This is a genomic window from Cobetia sp. 4B, from assembly GCF_018831605.1.
Lineage (GTDB): Bacteria > Pseudomonadota > Gammaproteobacteria > Pseudomonadales > Halomonadaceae > Cobetia > Cobetia amphilecti.
On record NZ_CP059843.1, the window covers coordinates 3,809,295 to 3,825,388 of the forward strand.

At 63.7% G+C, this 16,094-nt stretch carries 15 protein-coding genes and 3 tRNA genes; 10 read left to right on the top strand and 8 right to left on the bottom strand.

Annotation, left to right across the window (positions count from 1 at the left end; all coding sequences use genetic code 11):
• The first annotated feature begins 82 nt into the window (after positions 1–82).
• From H2O77_RS15585 to H2O77_RS15595, 3 genes are all read left to right on the top strand, one after another.
• A complete protein-coding gene (locus H2O77_RS15585; RefSeq protein ID WP_215823501.1) occupies positions 83–1,393 on the top strand; it encodes a short-chain fatty acid transporter in 1,311 nt (436 codons plus the stop codon).
• A 272-nt stretch (positions 1,394–1,665) separates the two neighbouring features.
• Entirely contained in the window at positions 1,666–2,190 is a 525-nt protein-coding gene (locus H2O77_RS15590; protein ID WP_043332919.1) for an acyl-CoA thioesterase, read from the top strand.
• Between the two features lie 114 nt (positions 2,191–2,304).
• The gene (locus tag H2O77_RS15595; protein WP_215823502.1) at positions 2,305–3,636 is read left to right on the top strand and encodes a methylated-DNA--[protein]-cysteine S-methyltransferase; all 1,332 of its coding nucleotides are present in this window, start codon (positions 2,305–2,307) and stop codon (positions 3,634–3,636) included.
• A 13-nt stretch (positions 3,637–3,649) separates the two neighbouring features.
• Here H2O77_RS15595 and H2O77_RS15600 read toward each other — a convergent pair whose 3' ends face one another.
• The gene (locus H2O77_RS15600) at positions 3,650–5,098 is read right to left on the bottom strand and encodes a PLP-dependent aminotransferase family protein (RefSeq protein WP_215823503.1); all 1,449 of its coding nucleotides are present in this window, start codon (positions 5,096–5,098) and stop codon (positions 3,650–3,652) included.
• 157 nt (positions 5,099–5,255) lie between these two features.
• On the opposite strand from H2O77_RS15600, the gene H2O77_RS15605 reads away from it, so the two are divergent.
• The 6 genes from H2O77_RS15605 (at position 5,256) to H2O77_RS15630 (ending at position 9,306) form a co-directional block, all read left to right on the top strand.
• On the top strand, positions 5,256–5,858 hold the full coding sequence (locus H2O77_RS15605; RefSeq protein WP_215823504.1) for a LysE family translocator: 603 nt from the start codon (positions 5,256–5,258) through the stop codon (positions 5,856–5,858).
• Between the two features lie 133 nt (positions 5,859–5,991).
• Positions 5,992–6,597 (top strand): glutathione S-transferase family protein, encoded by a 606-nt coding sequence (locus H2O77_RS15610; RefSeq protein ID WP_215823505.1) that lies wholly within the window; start codon positions 5,992–5,994, stop codon positions 6,595–6,597.
• Between the two features lie 44 nt (positions 6,598–6,641).
• Positions 6,642–7,085, top strand: coding sequence for a GNAT family N-acetyltransferase (locus H2O77_RS15615; protein ID WP_153636581.1), 444 nt, complete (start codon positions 6,642–6,644; stop codon positions 7,083–7,085).
• A 66-nt stretch (positions 7,086–7,151) separates the two neighbouring features.
• The gene (locus H2O77_RS15620) at positions 7,152–7,556 is read left to right on the top strand and encodes a DoxX family protein (protein WP_043332928.1); all 405 of its coding nucleotides are present in this window, start codon (positions 7,152–7,154) and stop codon (positions 7,554–7,556) included.
• A complete protein-coding gene (locus H2O77_RS15625; protein WP_215823506.1) occupies positions 7,556–8,140 on the top strand; it encodes a DNA-3-methyladenine glycosylase I in 585 nt (194 codons plus the stop codon). Before H2O77_RS15620 ends, H2O77_RS15625 begins: the two co-directional genes overlap by 1 nt.
• Positions 8,141–8,190: 50 nt before the next feature.
• Entirely contained in the window at positions 8,191–9,306 is a 1,116-nt protein-coding gene (locus H2O77_RS15630) for a metal-dependent hydrolase (RefSeq protein ID WP_215823507.1), read from the top strand.
• An 85-nt stretch (positions 9,307–9,391) separates the two neighbouring features.
• On the opposite strand, the gene H2O77_RS15635 is transcribed toward H2O77_RS15630, so the two are convergent.
• From H2O77_RS15635 to H2O77_RS15645, 3 genes are all read right to left on the bottom strand, one after another.
• On the bottom strand, positions 9,392–10,711 hold the full coding sequence (locus H2O77_RS15635; RefSeq protein WP_192839147.1) for a sodium ion-translocating decarboxylase subunit beta: 1,320 nt from the start codon (positions 10,709–10,711) through the stop codon (positions 9,392–9,394).
• Between the two features lie 70 nt (positions 10,712–10,781).
• The gene (oadA, locus tag H2O77_RS15640; RefSeq protein WP_215823508.1) at positions 10,782–12,614 is read right to left on the bottom strand and encodes a sodium-extruding oxaloacetate decarboxylase subunit alpha; all 1,833 of its coding nucleotides are present in this window, start codon (positions 12,612–12,614) and stop codon (positions 10,782–10,784) included.
• A gap of 205 nt (positions 12,615–12,819) precedes the next feature.
• On the bottom strand, positions 12,820–13,086 hold the full coding sequence (locus H2O77_RS15645; protein ID WP_215823509.1) for an OadG family protein: 267 nt from the start codon (positions 13,084–13,086) through the stop codon (positions 12,820–12,822).
• A 256-nt stretch (positions 13,087–13,342) separates the two neighbouring features.
• On the opposite strand from H2O77_RS15645, the gene H2O77_RS15650 reads away from it, so the two are divergent.
• Positions 13,343–14,419, top strand: a complete 1,077-nt coding sequence (locus H2O77_RS15650) for a tRNA-dihydrouridine synthase family protein (RefSeq protein WP_215824642.1) — start codon at positions 13,343–13,345, stop codon at positions 14,417–14,419.
• Between the two features lie 363 nt (positions 14,420–14,782).
• Here the strand turns inward: H2O77_RS15650 and H2O77_RS15655 are convergent.
• From H2O77_RS15655 to csrA, 4 genes are all read right to left on the bottom strand, one after another.
• Positions 14,783–14,859: transfer RNA gene (locus tag H2O77_RS15655), tRNA-Arg, on the bottom strand.
• Between the two features lie 96 nt (positions 14,860–14,955).
• A tRNA-Arg gene (locus H2O77_RS15660) sits at positions 14,956–15,032 on the bottom strand.
• Positions 15,033–15,054: 22 nt separating this feature from the next.
• A tRNA-Ser gene (locus tag H2O77_RS15665) sits at positions 15,055–15,147 on the bottom strand.
• 463 nt (positions 15,148–15,610) lie between these two features.
• Entirely contained in the window at positions 15,611–15,802 is a 192-nt protein-coding gene (gene csrA, locus H2O77_RS15670) for a carbon storage regulator CsrA (RefSeq protein WP_043332937.1), read from the bottom strand.
• Positions 15,803–16,094 lie beyond the last annotated feature (292 nt).

Below are 16,094 nucleotides of genomic sequence, written 5' to 3' on the forward strand. Positions count from 1 at the left end.
ATATTCTCCTGATAGCGAATGGACTAATGTGAGCGTGCCAACCCGTTTCCCATACTGATAAAAAGCCAACAGGGACTCTCACATGCTGCAATCGCTATCACGGCCAGCCGTCAAGCTGGTTGAGCGCTATCTGCCTGACCCCTATATCTTCGTCTTGTTGCTGACCGTCGTTGCAGCGGCAGCCGCCATGCTCATCGAACAGCGCTCCCCCACCGAGGTGATGCGCTATTGGGGCGATGGCTTCTGGAATCTGCTGACCTTCTCGATGCAGATGCTGCTGGTGTTGATCTCGGGCTTCATGCTCGCCAACACCCCGCCGGTGAAGAAAGGCCTGGCCAGAATCGCCTCGCTGGCCAGAACGCCCGGCAGCGCCATCATGCTGGTCACCTTCGTGTCGCTGATCGCCAGCTGGATCAACTGGGGCTTCGGGCTGGTCATCGGGGCACTGTTCGCCAAGCAGCTGGCCAAAATGATCAAGGTCGATTACCGCCTGCTGATCGCCAGTGCCTACTCCGGTTTCGTGATCTGGCATGCGGGCATCTCGGGCTCGATTCCGTTGACCATCGCCACCGCGGGCCACTTCACCGAGGACAGCATCGGCATCGTGCCCACTTCGGACACCATCTTCGCCTTCTTCAATATTGCCATCGTCGCGGCGCTCTTGATCATCATGCCGCTGGTCAATCGCGCCATGATGCCCTTCGAGAAGGAAAGCGTGTACGTGGACCCGGCCCTGCTCGAGGAGAAGCACACCGAGATCAGCGACCAGCCTCGTCCCGCCGAGCGTCTCGAGAACTCGCCGATTCTCGCCTGGGTCGTCGGGCTGTTCGGCCTCGCCTGGCTGGTGGATCACTTCGTGATTCGTGGCGGCGGACTGAACCTGAACGTGATCAACTTCAGCTTCCTGTTCCTGGCCATCGTGCTGCATGGCACGCCGCGCAAGCTGCTGGACAGCCTGAATGAAGCCATCAAGGGTGGCGCAGGCATCGTCATCCAGTTCCCCTTCTACGCCGGCATCATGGCGATCATGGTGCAGTCGGGACTGGCCGCCACGCTGTCCGAAGGCTTCGTGTCGATTGCCACCGCCGACAGCCTGCCGTTCTGGTCCTTCATCAGTGCCGGTATCGTCAATCTGTTCGTGCCCTCCGGTGGCGGTCAGTGGGCCGTGCAGGCACCGGTCATGATTCCCGCCGCCCAGGCATTGGGTGCCGACCTGCCACGCGTCGCCATGGCCGTCGCCTGGGGCGATGCCTGGACCAACATGCTGCAGCCCTTCTGGGCATTGCCGGTGCTCGCCATCGCCGGCCTCAAGGCCAAGGACATCATGGGCTTCTGCCTGGTGCAGCTGCTGGTGACAGGCATCATCATCTCGCTGGGTCTGACGCTGCTCTGATACCTGGCTGACGGCGGCGTCAGCAAGCCTTTTCAGCCAGCGATTCAGATAGCCTTACCGATAACCCCGCAAGCTCCTTGCCCCCACAGGCGACTGTGGGGGCAAGGTCGTTTATAGATAGCTGATATGCCGCTCACGGGGTGCCAAGACGTCACGAATCCCGCAGACTAGCCATTATCCCTCTCTGCGCGGCATGCCAGAGCCATTGCTTCACCTGAGAGCCCCTGACAGCTCCCACTCACCTGACAGGCCCGTGCCTGAAGGACGCCCCAATGAGCGAGAACCAGCCAGAACAGACCGCCCTCAACGAAGCTCTGCCCGGCCAGCATCAGTTGATCATGACCGAGCTGATGACCCCCGACATGGCCAACTTCAGTGGCAAGGTGCACGGTGGCGCCATCCTCAAGAAGCTGGATGAAGTCGCCTACGCCTGTGCCAGTCGCTACAGCGGCAGCTACGTCGTCACCCTCTCGGTCGACCAGGTGCGCTTCAAGCAGCCGATCCACGTCGGCGAGCTGGTGACCTTCCTGGCCTCGGTCAATCATGTCGGCCGCTCCTCGATGGAGATCGGCATCAAGGTGGTCGCCGAATCCATCCAGGGACGCCTGATTCGCCATACCAACAGCTGCTATCTGACCATGGTCGCGGTCGATTCCAACGGCCAGCCGGTGCCGGTGCCGCCGCTCAATCTGGAAACCCAGGAACAGAAGCTGCGCTTTCACAAGGCCGCCATCCGCAAGAAGCTGCGCAAGCAGGCCGAGGAAGAAGAGAAGCGCCAGGAATCCATCGAGTTCTGAGCGACTCCCGGCAAGCGCTGCGAGCGCAATCCTGACAGTCAGCACAAGATACGGAGTGCACAGCCCCGAGCGGATGGCGATACTGATCGTGAACCTTGCACAGCGAGATGAACGATGACATCAGTGTCCGGCGAAAAGACAGCGGCAGGCATGACGGCACCACCTGCCGCTGGCGACGCTCAAGGGTGCGATGAGGCCATCTGGCAGCGTCTGCTGGCGCGCCAGCCGATCGCCGGGGAGGCGCTGCGCTACGGCGTGATCACCACTGGTATCTTCTGTCGCATCGGCTGCCCATCCCCGGCGCCACGCCGGGACAACCTGCGCCTGTTTGCCGACGCCCACGCGGCGCGAGCCGCAGGCATGCGCGCCTGTCGGCGCTGTCATCCTGAGCAGTCCGACAAGCCTGATCGCCCTCAGGCCGTCGAGCAGACTCGCCATCCCGTCAGGGCCACGCCTGGAGCACCGACGATGCCGGAATTGAACGCCCCACTTTCACGCGCCTCCACTGCCGCCCGCGCGACATCTGTAGATGCTGCCCCAGCCCCCGTCTCGCCCTGGCCGCTGGCGGTGTGTCGGCAGCTCGAGCGGGCCGTCGCCGCAGGCGAGCCCACCCCGACACTCGCAAGCCTGGCGGCGGAGCACGGGATAAGCGCCTCGCATCTTCAGCGCCGCTTCACGACACTGCTGGGCCTGTCTCCTTCCGAGTACTCGGCGGGTCTGCGTCAGATGCAGTTCCATGCGCTGCTGGAGGAAGGCCATGGCGTGACCGAGGCGATCATCGCCGCCGGCTATCGCTCCAGCAGTCGCGCCTATGCGCGCAGGGACGGCATCACGCCCAGCGCCCGCCGCTCCGGCGGCCAGGGAGAAGACCTGCTGGCATTGCATTGGCCGTGTCGCTTCGGGATACCGGAGCAGTCCTGCTGGCTGAGCGCAGGACTCAGCGCGCGTGGCGTGGTCGTCATTCAGCTCAGCGACAGTCGTGAGGCGGGCCAGCAGGCACTGGAAGCACGCCTGCCCAGGGCCAACTGGCAGCAGATGGAGACAGAGACAGATGGTCAGGACGGCAACGCTCACGCGGCCAGTCGCCTGCTGCATGCCTCACTGGGGGCACGGTTACTCGCCCTGTGCGAGCAACCAGAAACCAGTCATGCACTGCTGCTCGAACTGCCGCTGGATGTGCGTGGCACTGCCTTTCAATTGAGCGTCTGGCAGCAGCTCAACGCCACCGTGAGCGGCGATACCCTGACCTACCGCCAGCTGGCCGAGGCGCTCGAGCGGCCGACCGCCAGCCGCGCCGTCGCCAATGCCTGTGGTGCCAACCCGCTGGCTCTGCTGACGCCTTGCCATCGTGTGGTACGCGGCGATGGCGGGCTCGGCGGCTATCGCTGGGGCGTGCCGCTCAAGCAGGCCCGATTGGCGCAGGAGTCCGGCACCCGCCGGGAGTGAGCGCGGCGAAGCGCTAGAGCGTCATGGGGCGCAGCGCAGGCGGCGCCTGCAGCTGCTCGCGCACGATTTCCAGCGCGTGGGTCAGCGCCTCACGGCTCTCGGCAGCGCTCAGGCACAACCGGATGGCCTGCGGTGGCGGCTCATTGCCGACACAGAAGGGCTCGGCGCTGGTGACGTGCACCCCCCGCTCGGCCAATGATGCGACCATCGCCTGACTGCGCTGCCCTTCGGGCAACTCGAGCCACAGATCGAACGAGGACGGCCGCGCCGCCGGCGACCACTCCGCCAGCAGCGTGCGGGCCAGTCGCTGGCGCGCGCGCATCTCCTCCATCTGCCACTCCACCAGCTGTGTCGCGTTGCCGCTGGTCAGCCAGGCGCAGACCGTCTCCATCAACAGCGGCGCCACCATCCAGCTGTGGCTGCGCAGCACTGCGCCGATGCGGGTCAGTACCTCCACCGGCGCCCGCAATACGCCCAGGCGCAGGCCGCCGGCCAGCAACTTGGAGGTACTGAAGACATACAGGGTGCGCTCCGGCGCCATCTGATAGAGACGGGTGCCGCACTCCTCGTCGGGCAGATATTGCACCCCATCTTCCAGAATCCAGAAGTCATGCTGGCGTGCGAGCGCAACCAGGGCCTCGCGCCGTGCATGAGACAACTGCGCCGCGCCCGGATTGTTCTGCTCGGCCATCACATAGACCATTCTGGGCGCCTGCTGGCGACACAGCCGCGCCAGCGCCTCGACATCCATGCCGTCATCATCCAGCGGCACCCGCAACAGCTTGAGGCCACGTTCAGCGCTGGCGACGATCAGCCCGGGATAGGTCAGTGCGCCGGTGACCACGGCATCTCCGGGCGCCAGCAGCGCCGACAACGCCAGCGTGATGCCATTCTGGCCACCCTGGGTCAGCATCAGCTCCTCGGGGTCAACCGGCATGCCGAGCTCGCCCATCCAGCTCGCCAGCAACTGACGGTGGCTGCCGTCGCCGAATTCATTCTGATACTCGACACTGCGCAGCAAGGCCTCGGGTGACTGGCTGATCGCGGCCAGCGCCGCCGCCATACCCTGCTGCCGCGCGGGGTGAGGCGGTGGCAGGCTCATGGTGAGATCGATCATGCCGGATGCCGGCAGCACGCCCCCCTGTTCTGGCGCCAATCCGTAGGCCTTGCTGGCACGCAGGGCATGCCCGAAGCTGCTGAAGGACCCATGCGCGCTCCGGGTGGCGCCATTGATGTAGGTGCCGCTCCCGACACGCGCCGACACCAGGCCACTCCGCTCGGCCTCGGCGTAGCCTCGCGTCACCGTGCCGATGGTCACGCCCAGCGCATCCGCCAGCCGCCGTTGAGGCGGCAGTCGCTCGCCCTCCTTGAGTTGGCCCGAGGCGATATCGAGGCGGATGGCCTCCGCCAGCGCACGGTAACGCGGCATGGCGGGGTCCAGGGTCGGAATCCACATTGTCATGGTGACAAAAAACCTGTTGACGGTAATTGTCATCAGATTATGCTCAAAACATGCCGCCAACAAGCCACAAAACACGGGAATGTGCCGGCATCCGCAAATTGAACCCATACAATCAGCCACGCCACCTCGACAACGCCCACCACGCTGAAGGACACCCATGGAATCCCTCGCCTTTCTGGCCCCCGCCACGCTTTTCATGCTGTCGATGACCCTGACACCCGGCCCCAACAACGTGATGTTGACGGCCTCGGGGGCCAACTATGGTTACTGGCGCACCCTACCGCATATCTTCGGCATCCTGATCGGCTGCCTGGTGCTGTTCATCGCCATCGCGCTGGGGCTGGGGCTGGTCTTCGAGCGTTATCCCATCGTGCAGACGCTGCTGAAGGTGCTGGGCAGTGCCTACCTGCTCTACCTGGCCTGGAAGATCGCCACCGCCCCGCCACCTGACTTCGCCAGCCAGCAGGATGCGCGTCCGATGACCTTCCTCGCGGCGTGCCTGTTCCAGTTCGCCAACCCCAAGGCCTGGGTGATGGGCATGGCGCTGATGGCAAGCTTTCTGCCCGAGGAAGGCCCGGCACTGCTCAACGCCGTATTGCTGGCAGGCTTCGCGGAACTGGTGGCGCTGCCGTGCATTTCGCTGTGGGCGGGCTTCGGGACCGCCATCGGGAGCCTGTTGAATACCGAACGCGCCTGGAAGATCTTCAACCGCGTGATGGGCGTACTGACCGCTTCCTGCGTGGTGATGATCCTCGGCTGACCCTCAGCCTGCGTCTGGAGTACGCGAATGACACCGGAGCGTCGAACACTGTTCGAATAATCACTGTTCATGCAGGCGAGGTTGGTTAGACTGTCGAGACGCCAATTCCACGCTCGCACAGGACGCTCCCTGCATGCTGACACTCTACGGTGATCGCCGCTCCGGCAACTGCTACAAGGTCGAGCTGCTGCTGCACCTGCTCGAACGCCATCATCACTACATCGAGGTCGATATTCTGGCCGGCGACACCCGCACGCCGGAATTCCTGACCCGCAACGTCAATGGCAAGATTCCGCTGCTGGAGCTGCATCGCGGCGAGACACTGTCAGAGTCGAACGCCATCCTGAATTACCTCGCCGATGGCAGCGACTATCTGCCGAGCGACCCCTTCCTGCGCGCCAAGGTGCTGCAGTGGCAGTTCTTCGAGCAGTACAGCCATGAGCCGTACATCGCCACCGCCCGCTTCATCAATCGCTACCTCGGTCTCCCCGATGAGCGCCGCGCCGAGTACGCCGCCAAGCAGGATGGCGGCAAGCGCGCCCTGCGCGTGATGGAGCACCATCTCGCCGAGCGTGACTGGCTGGTCGGGGACCGATTCACGATCGCCGACATTTCCCTTTATGCTTATACGCATGTTGCCGATGAAGGCGGCTTCGCGCTGGATGACTATCCCGCCATTCAGGCGTGGCTGGCACGTGTCGCGGCGCAGCCGGGGCATTTCGATATCCCGCGGGACTGATAGGATATGGCATCCCCGACGACCGCCGTTTGCCAGGACACACGATGCCAACCTTGACCTATCGCCCGATGACACCGGAAGACCACCCTGCCTTCATCGCCATGATGGAGGCGACCCCGGGAGTGGTCATCCGCGATGCTGACCGCCATGCCCCTGTCGCCCGCTATCTGGCGCGCAATCCCGGCATGAGCCACCTGGCCTTTCTCGATGAGCGCCTGGTCGGCTGCGCCATGGCGGGCCATGATGGCAAGCGCGGCTATCTTCAGCATGTGATGACGGCGCCGGACATGCGTGGCCAGGGCATCGCCAGCACGCTGGTCGATCGCTGTCTGGCAGCCTTGGCCTGCGAAGGCATCGACAAGGTGCATCTGGATACCCTGCACGACAACCATGACGCTCATCGCTTCTGGGAGCGCCTTGGCTGGTCCAACCGCAATGCCGAGATCGTGCGCTTCTCGCGCATTCTGGTGGACAACCCCAACGCCTGAGACAGCCGCCTTCTATCCCGACGACCGCTGAGCAAGCCCGACGACCGCTGAGCAAGGAGCTCTACCGTGCAATTTCTCGAAAATGACGACCTCGGCAAGCTGATACTGCGCCTGATGCTGGGCCTGCTGTTGCTGTTTCATGGCCTCTCGAAATTGCTCGGTGATGGCGGCACGCTGAGCTGGATCGCCGGCGAGCTCGAGAATCTGGGTATCCCGGGCGTGGTGGCCTATGGCGTCTACATTGGCGAGATCATCGCGCCCATCATGCTGGTGCTCGGCGTGCACTCGCGCATCGCCGGACTGATCGTGGTCGCCAACATGCTGTTCGCCTTTGCCGTGGCACACATGGGCCAGCTGTTGAGCCTGTCGCCCTCCGGCGGCTGGGCGCTGGAGCTGCAAGGCTTCTTCCTCGCCAGCGCCCTGGCCATCGTCTTTCTCGGCAGCGGCCGCTTCGCGGTACAGGAGGACTGATGGCCGACGTCGTCACCGCCAGCACCTATTGCGAGAATGCTCCCCAGCACCCGATTCATGGCCCTTATCATGACCATGAATACGGCTTTCCGGTCAGCGATGACCGGGTGCTGTTCGAACGCTTCGTACTCGAGATCAATCAGGCCGGCCTCTCCTGGCTGACGGTGCTCAAGAAGCGCGCGGCCTTCCGCGAGGCCTTCGAGGATTACGATATCGCGCGCATCGCCGCCTACGGGGACGAGGACCGCGCGCGCCTGCTCAGCAATGCCGGCATCATTCGCAACCGGCTCAAGATCAATGCCGTGATCCACAACGCAGGCGTGGTGATGCAGTTCAAGGACTCCCACGGCAGCTTCAGTGCCTGGCTGGATGCCCACCATCCACAACCGCTGTCAGCCTGGGTCAAGCTGTTCAAGAAGACCTTCCGCTTCACCGGCCCCGAGATCGTCAACGAGCTGCTGATGAGCTGCGGCTATCTGCCCGGCTGTCATCGTGATGACTGTCCGGTGCAGGCACGCGTGCTGGATGCCGGCCCGCGCTGGGCCGAGCCGGGCGCCCTGGCGGCGATCCGCGCAGATGACTGACGCCTGCTCCCACGCCTCCCGCTCTCTTCTTCCTCACAGGTAGCCCACGCATGGACTCCCTTACCCAGATCTGCCTCGGGGCCGTCGTTGGCGCCGCCGTCATGACGCCGGCCATTCGCCGCCTGCCCAGCCCGAAGCGCGGCGCGGCCATCCGCTATGCACTGCTCGGCGGTGCGGCACTCGGCACCCTGCCCGACCTCGACGTGATGATCGACTACGGCGACGCGGTCGCCAATTACACCCATCACCGCGGCTTCAGCCATTCCCTACCGGTGCTGGCGCTTTTGGGCCTCGTGCTCGGCCGGCTGCTGGCACGCCTGCCACGTCTGGCGAGTCTCGGCCGTGGGCGGCTGATCGCCTACTGCGTGCTGTGCCTGGTCACCCACCCGCTGCTGGACAGCTTCACCACCTACGGCACCCAGCTGCTGTGGCCGTGGCCCAGCCGTCCCATCAGTCTGGCCAGCGTCTTCATCATCGACCCTCTCTACACCTTGCCGCTGCTGATCACTGGCCTGTGGGTGGCAATTCGTGGTCGCGCCGGGCACCTGTTGACCGCGGGCCTCATGCTCTCGAGCCTCTATCTGGGTTGGGGACTGGCCGCCAAGAGCTGGGTCGAACATCGCGTGGCGCCGCTGCTGGCCAGCCAGGGCTTCGCCGACGCCCCGCGCATGGTGCAGCCGACCCCCTTCAACAGCCTGCTGTGGCGTGTCAGCGCAACCACGCCGCAGGCGGATCACGAATGGATGGTCAGCGTGTTCGACTCCGACGCGCAGCTGGCATCTCTCGCACGCCGTGATTTTCCGCGCCAGCCGACGCTGGATGCCGAGGTCGCGAAGCTGGAGGACGGCCAGCGTCTGCGCTGGTTCGCGGCGCCCTATCTGCGCGCGAGCCGCGAGCGGACCCCAGAGGGCGAGACGCTGCTGGCAGTGACCGATACACGCCTGGGCTCACCCGGCTATCACCCCTTCCGCTTTGCCCTCGCACGCCAGAGCGCCGCGGGGGAATGGCAGGGGCTCGAGGACAGCCAGCGCCTGCCCAGCCGGCCTGTCGATCGCGCCGCCCTGCTAAGCCTCTGGCAGGCCGTCCACGACCCGCAGACGCGCATGCAGCCGAATCAGCGCACCGTCTCTGCCATGCCCTCAAATCCCTCGGCCGAGACAAGATAAAGCGCCGCTAATGAAGGCCCGAGATACGACAACGCCCGCCATGGTCGCCATGGCGGGCGTTGTCGTATCAGTGCGGCAAAGACGATCAGCCGAGGTACTTGATCATCACCCCCGCGGCAACCGCCGAGCCGATCACACCGGCCACGTTCGGCCCCATGGCATGCATCAGCAGGAAGTTGTGCGGGTTGTACTCGAGCCCGACCTTGTTGGAGACACGTGCCGCCATCGGCACCGCCGAGACACCGGCCGACCCGATCAGCGGATTGATCGGTGTCTTGGAGACCTTGTTCATCAGCTTGGCCATCAGTACCCCGCAGGCCGTGCCGATACCGAAGGCGACCACGCCGAGGGCCAGAATGCCCAGCGTCTCCACCGCCAGGAACTTGTCGGCCTGCAGCTTGGAGCCCACCGACAGTCCCAGGAAGATGGTGGTGATGTTGATCAGTGCGTTCTGGGCGGTATCCGACAGACGCTCCACCACACCACACTCGCGCATCAGGTTACCGAAGCAGAACATGCCCAGCAGCGGTGCGGCGTCCGGCAGCAGCATCGCCACCATGATCAACAGCACCAGCGGGAACAGGATCTTCTCGGTCTTGGACACCGGCCGCAGCTGGGTCATGACCAGGCTACGCTCCTTGGCGGTGGTCAGCGCGCGCATGATCGGCGGCTGGATCATCGGTACCAGTGCCATGTAGGAGTAGGACGCCACGGCGATCGCGCCCAGCAGCTCCGGCGCCAGCAGACTGGCGACATAGATGGAGGTCGGGCCGTCTGCACCACCGATGATGCCGATGGCCGCCGACTGCTGCAGGCTGAAGTCCATCAGGCCCATCGAGGTCAACGCCACCGCGCCCAGCAGGGTCGCGAAGATGCCGAACTGCGCCGCCGCACCGAGGAACAGGGTCTTGGGATTGGCCAGCAGCGGGCCGAAGTCCGTCATCGCGCCCACGCCCATGAAGATCACCAGCGGCGCGATGCCGGAGGCGATCGCCACGCTGTAGAAGCTGTAGAGCATGCCGTTGGAGAAGCCGCCATCCAGCGCCATGTTGCTGGCCTGCTGCTTGAGCGCGGCGGGAATCTCGCCATGCAGCGCCTGCTCCACCGCGTGGCGCGCCTCATCCAGCGGCAGGCTGGCGATGTTGACGTTGAGCAGATTGGCCATCGAAGCCAGCAGCTCCGGCTTGCCGAGATGGGCCGCCTGCTCGGCGGCAGACAACGCCAGCCCGGCTTCCGGGATGTTGGCCAGAATGCCGCCGAAACCGATCGGCACCAGCAGCAGGGGTTCGAAGTTCTTGCGGATCGCCAGATAAAGCAGGCCAAGGCCGATGACGATCATCGCCAGCTGGCCGAAGCTCATGTTGTAGAGCCCCGAGCCGTGCCAGAGGTTGAGTATCTTGTCCATGTCGTGTCGCCTTGCAGAGGAGCATCACCGACCGGCCCGCCGTGCATGACGACGGGCCGGACACACCGGCTCAGAGGGTGATCAGAACGTCGCCGACACTGACACTGTCGCCTTCCTTGACCTTCACCGCGGAGACGGTACCGGCCTGGTGGGCACGGATCTCGGTCTCCATCTTCATCGCCTCGAGGATGATGACCACATCGCCTTCGGCCACGCTGTCACCGACACTGACATTGACCTTGAAGATGTTGCCCGCCAGTGGCGCACTCACCGGCTCACCGGAGGCGGCCTGTGCGGCAGGTGCCGCTGCGGCGGCCGGAGCAGGCGCCGCTGGCTCGCTGGCCTGCACCTGGGTGATGTCTCCGCCTTCGGCGACCTCGACCACATACTGCTTGCCGTTGACGTTCAGGGTGTAGGTCTGCGGACCGCTCGACGCGGTTTGAGCACTGGTGGCCGGCGCTGCGGCGACGGGCGCACTTGCAGCCTTGGACGCCTTGTCATCGACAGCCTGCGGCGCGGGCTCGAAGGCATCCGGGTTGCCACGGTTGCGCAGGAACTTGAGGCCGATCTGCGGGAACAACGCGTAGGTCAGCACGTCATCGGTCTCGCGCTCGCCGCCTTCCAGGGTGATGCCCCCTTCGCTGGCCTTGCCCTTGAGCTCCTCACGCAGACGCTCCATCTCCGGCGTCAGATTGTCGGCCGGGCGGCAGGTGATCGGCTCGCCGCCTTCCAGCACGCGGGACTGAAGCTCGCTGTCGAAGGGCGCCGGCGCCGCGCCATATTCACCCTTGAGCAGCGCCTGCACTTCCTTGGAGATCGACTTGTAGCGCTCGCCCATCATCACGTTCATCACCGACTGGGTGCCGACGATCTGTGAGGTCGGGGTCACCAGCGGGATATAGCCCAGGTCCTTGCGCACCCGCGGAATCTCGGCGAGCACGTCATCCAGCTTGTCACCGGCGCCCTGCTCCTTGAGCTGGCTTTCCATGTTGGTGAGCATGCCACCCGGCACCTGCGCGACCAGGATACGCGAGTCGATACCGCGCAGGCTGCCTTCGAAGGCCGCGTATTTCTTGCGTACTTCGCGGAAATAGCCGGCGATATCCTCGAGCTTCTCGAGATCGAGCCCGGTATCGCGCTCGGTCCCCGCCAGCATCGCGACCACGGATTCCGTCGGGCTATGGCCGTAGGTCATCGACATGGAAGAGATGGAGGTGTCGACGTTGTCGATGCCCGCCTCGATGGCCTTGAGGGCCGTGGCGGTGGAAAGCCCGGTGGTGGCGTGGCACTGCATGTGGATCGGGATCGACAGGCTCGCCTTGAGGCGCGAGACCAGTTCAAAGGCGGTGTACGGCGTCAGCAGGCCTGCCATGTCCTTGATCGCCAGTGACTGGGCACCCATGGACTCGATCTTCTGCGCCAGCTCGACCCACATCTCCAGGGTGTGCACGGGGCTCACGGTGTAGGAGATGGTGCCCTGGGCATGCTTGCCCTGATCCAGTACCGCCTTGAGTGGACGTTCGAGGTTGCGCGGATCATTCATGGCATCGAAGACACGGAAGACATCGACACCGCTGGTCGCGGCACGCTTGACGAAGGTATCCACCACATCATCGGCGTAATGACGATAGCCGAGCAGGTTCTGGGCACGCAGCAGCATCTGCTGCTGGGTCTTGGGCATCGCTTCCTTCAAGGCACGAATGCGTGCCCAGGGGTCTTCACCCAGATAGCGAATGCAGGCGTCGAAGGTCGCGCCGCCCCAGCTCTCCAGCGACCAGAAGCCGATGTCGTCCAGCTTGGCGGCGATCGGCAGCATGTCATCGAGGCGCATGCGCGTGGCCAGCAATGACTGATGCGCGTCGCGCAGTACCACATCCGTGATGCCCAGCGGTTGCTTGTCCATGAGTGATCCCTTGTTCTTTATATTGTGGATATCGAGTTCTGCGCGCGCTGCAGGCAGCCTGTTGCGTCAGCCTGCAACACAGAATATTGCACTCGGGGGGAGGTCTACCCACCGTACTGCTCGTGATAGAATCGCCGCCTGCTACTCTTGGCAGTGGTCAGACGCTCGGCAGAGCCCAGACGCTATCGGCGAAGCCGCGAAAGCGTCAGTGCTTGTGCTGGTCCTGCCGGAAGCGGTGAATCGCCGCGGCCATGACGGCCGTCAGTTCGCTGTCATCCTCTGCCGCAGGTGCCGGGGCAGCCGGCGCCCGCGCAGCACCTGGCGCAGCGGGCACTGGTGCAGGCGCGAAGCGATCCACCAGCCTGGCCATCGCCATCATGGCGACCACCAGCAGACTTAGAAACACGAACACGAACCCCATCCCGAACACCATCAGGTTCAAGCCTTCACCGAGCAGATCATTCTCTTGCATGCCAGTGTCCTCGAGTCTTTCTCGTTATCGAGCCGCACTACGGCGCAGCGCCTGCGCTGAACGCCAATGTCTTCGGTCACGCCGGACACGGCACGACGGATAGGCTCCGCCGCCGATAGCCTCTGTCGGTATGCCCATGCAGCTGCATTCAATGCTTGTTGGTCGCTCTAAAGTGCCTGATTCCACGGCAATTGCAATGACACCATCGTTGACCCCACAGGCCCTCGCGCGGGCCGGCCGCATCGGCATCGCGCCGATGGAAGGCGTGATAGATGACATCACGCGCGAATGTCTCACTGGCCTTGGCGGCTACGACTGGTGCGTGACGGAATTCGTGCGCGTGACCCACGTCAAGTTACCGCCGCGCGTCTTCAAGCGCATCTGTCCGGAGCTGCTCGACGCCTCCCCGACACAGACGGCACGAACACGACACGAGACCCCGGTCGCCCTGCAGCTGCTGGGGGCCGACCCCGAGGCACTGGGCATCAATGCCCGCGTCGCCGCGCGTCTGGGTGCGCCAAGCGTCGATATCAATTTCGGCTGCCCGGCCAAGACCGTCAACCGACATGATGGCGGGGCTGCGCTGCTGCGCTCGCCGGAACGCGTCTTCCGCGCGGTCGAAGGGGTGCGCAAGGCACTCGAGGGGACGGGCGTACCGGTCACCGCCAAGATTCGTCTCGGCTTCAACGATCGGCGCCTGGCGCTGGCCTGCGCTCAGGCGGCCGAGGCAGGCGGCGCGACTCAGCTGGTGGTACATGGGCGTACCAAACAGGAAGGCTATCGCCCGCCGGCGCACTGGGAATGGATCGGCAAGATCACCTCCGAGCTCTCCATTCCGGTGGTCGCCAATGGCGATATCTGGGATATGCACTGCTACTGGCGGGCGCGCTCCCTGTCCGGCTGTCGCGATGTCATGCTGGGGCGTGCCGCCCTGTCTGACCCCTTCCTGGCGGCGCGCATCAAGCATTGGCAGGCGACCGGCGAGCTGCTGCCCGAGACGGACTGGACACAGCGTGCGCAGGTGCTGCTCTCCCATGCTGAGCGCTGCGCCCACCTCCCCGACAAGGTGATGGTGCCGCTGCTCAAGCAGTGGATGAACATGATGCGCCAGAGCGGCAACGCGGAAGCCGAAAGCCGTTTCCAGGCCATCAAGCGCCACAAGGGGCGTGCCGAGTTCTTCACCGGCCTGGTGGCCGGCACTGCGCTGGAGCTGGCGCCGAGTCTTCTCACCTCAGTGACTCGCATGCCGGAACCGGCTCAGGCACCAGAATCGCCTCAGACATCGGAATCGCCCCAGGCATCGGAAACGGAAGCCGCGACCACCCCGGCCTGAGCCTGCACCTGAACCGGAGCCGGAACCGAAACCGAAACCGGAACATCAGCACCGGCCAACACCCGATCCGTTCGCGGCCTCGATCAGTGAACCAAAAAAAGGGCGCCCCTCGCGAAAAGGGCGCCCTGGCGATCGTCCGCCCGAAGGCGTGACATCACAGTCAAGGAAAGCGGTAGAACACTCAGATCGTCAGCAATGCGGGGATCGGGGCCGTGCAGGCAGCGGTCACTCGGCGCTGACCTTGCCTCATAGACTTGCCTCAGAGCCTTGTTTCAGAACCTTGCCTCAAAGCCTGGCTTCTTTCATTGCCTGACTTTTCTTCAGACGAAGAAAAACCCGCTTCAGTGAAGCGGGTTTTTCAATTGGCGCGCCCTGGAGGATTCGAACCTCCGACCGCCTGATTCGTAGTCAGGTACTCTATCCAGCTGAGCTAAGGGCGCATAAACCTTGAAATCTGTGGCCTGAGCATTTCAAATGTCCTCAGGACTTTAACGTGCGAGTACTGCGTCTTTCCAACTTCATGTCTTGCGTTACAGTGGCGCGCCCTGGAGGATTCGAACCTCCGACCGCCTGATTCGTAGTCAGGTACTCTATCCAGCTGAGCTAAGGGCGCATCTTACTGCATTTGTACCTAATGGCGGAGAGAGAGGGATTCGAACCCTCGATAGGGCTATAAACCCTATACTCCCTTAGCAGGGGAGCGCCTTCAGCCACTCGGCCACCTCTCCTCATCAGGTACGGCGCATATCTTACTCATTTGATTGGGCTTTGTCCAGCCCCTGTGTCGATTTTTTGGCTTCGATGCTGAACATCTCATCACCACTCGACAACAGGCTCGAGGCTGCGCGCCCCCAAGCAATCTCCCCGCATGAACCAGAACATGACGATGGCTAGCCTGTCGTCGCGTCTCGTTCGAGGGAGCGGGCATATTACCGAACCAGAATCGGCTTGTCTCCCCCTTTTTGAGAAAAAAGCCAAATTTTTCCCTTACGGAACACAGACTTGAACAAGCCGCCCTCTCATCACCCCGCATGAGCCGCTGCTCATGGAGGTAAGTACGCCGTTGTTCATGAGCTAGGCGGGCCACCCTCGCCTGCGCCAGGCCCACACACGCGAACGCCAGCCATGGGGACAATGGCTGGCGTTCATCGGGTCGTGCAGGGTCGTGCGACGTGCAGGCGCAGCATGCCGTCAGGCGATGGCATCGCCATTGTCTTCTTTCTCACGCTGGATGCGCTGATAGATCTCTTCTCGATGGACGGCAACGTCCTTGGGCGCGTTCACACCGATACGCACCTGATTACCTTTCACTCCGAGAACGGTGACAGTGATGTCGTCTCCGATCATCAGAGTTTCACCCACTCTACGGGTCAGGATGAGCATGACTGATCTCCTTGTCAGAAATTCAAAACAGCTGGGACTTCAACGGGATGTGGAGGCGGCGATCGACCGGGACAAGTCGACCACCCTGATGCATGAAGCTCGAATTATGCGCTATGCATGCTCCGACGGCCAATGCCATACCTTCATCACACCCGATAGACACGTTGAATGAAAGCGCCCGATGCACAGACTGACATTCAGAAGAATGACAGAAAATACATCGGGCGCTATCGACTTCACGTGCCGCACGTCTGCCAGACCAACCTCCCCGGCCTGGGCACCGACGCTTCAC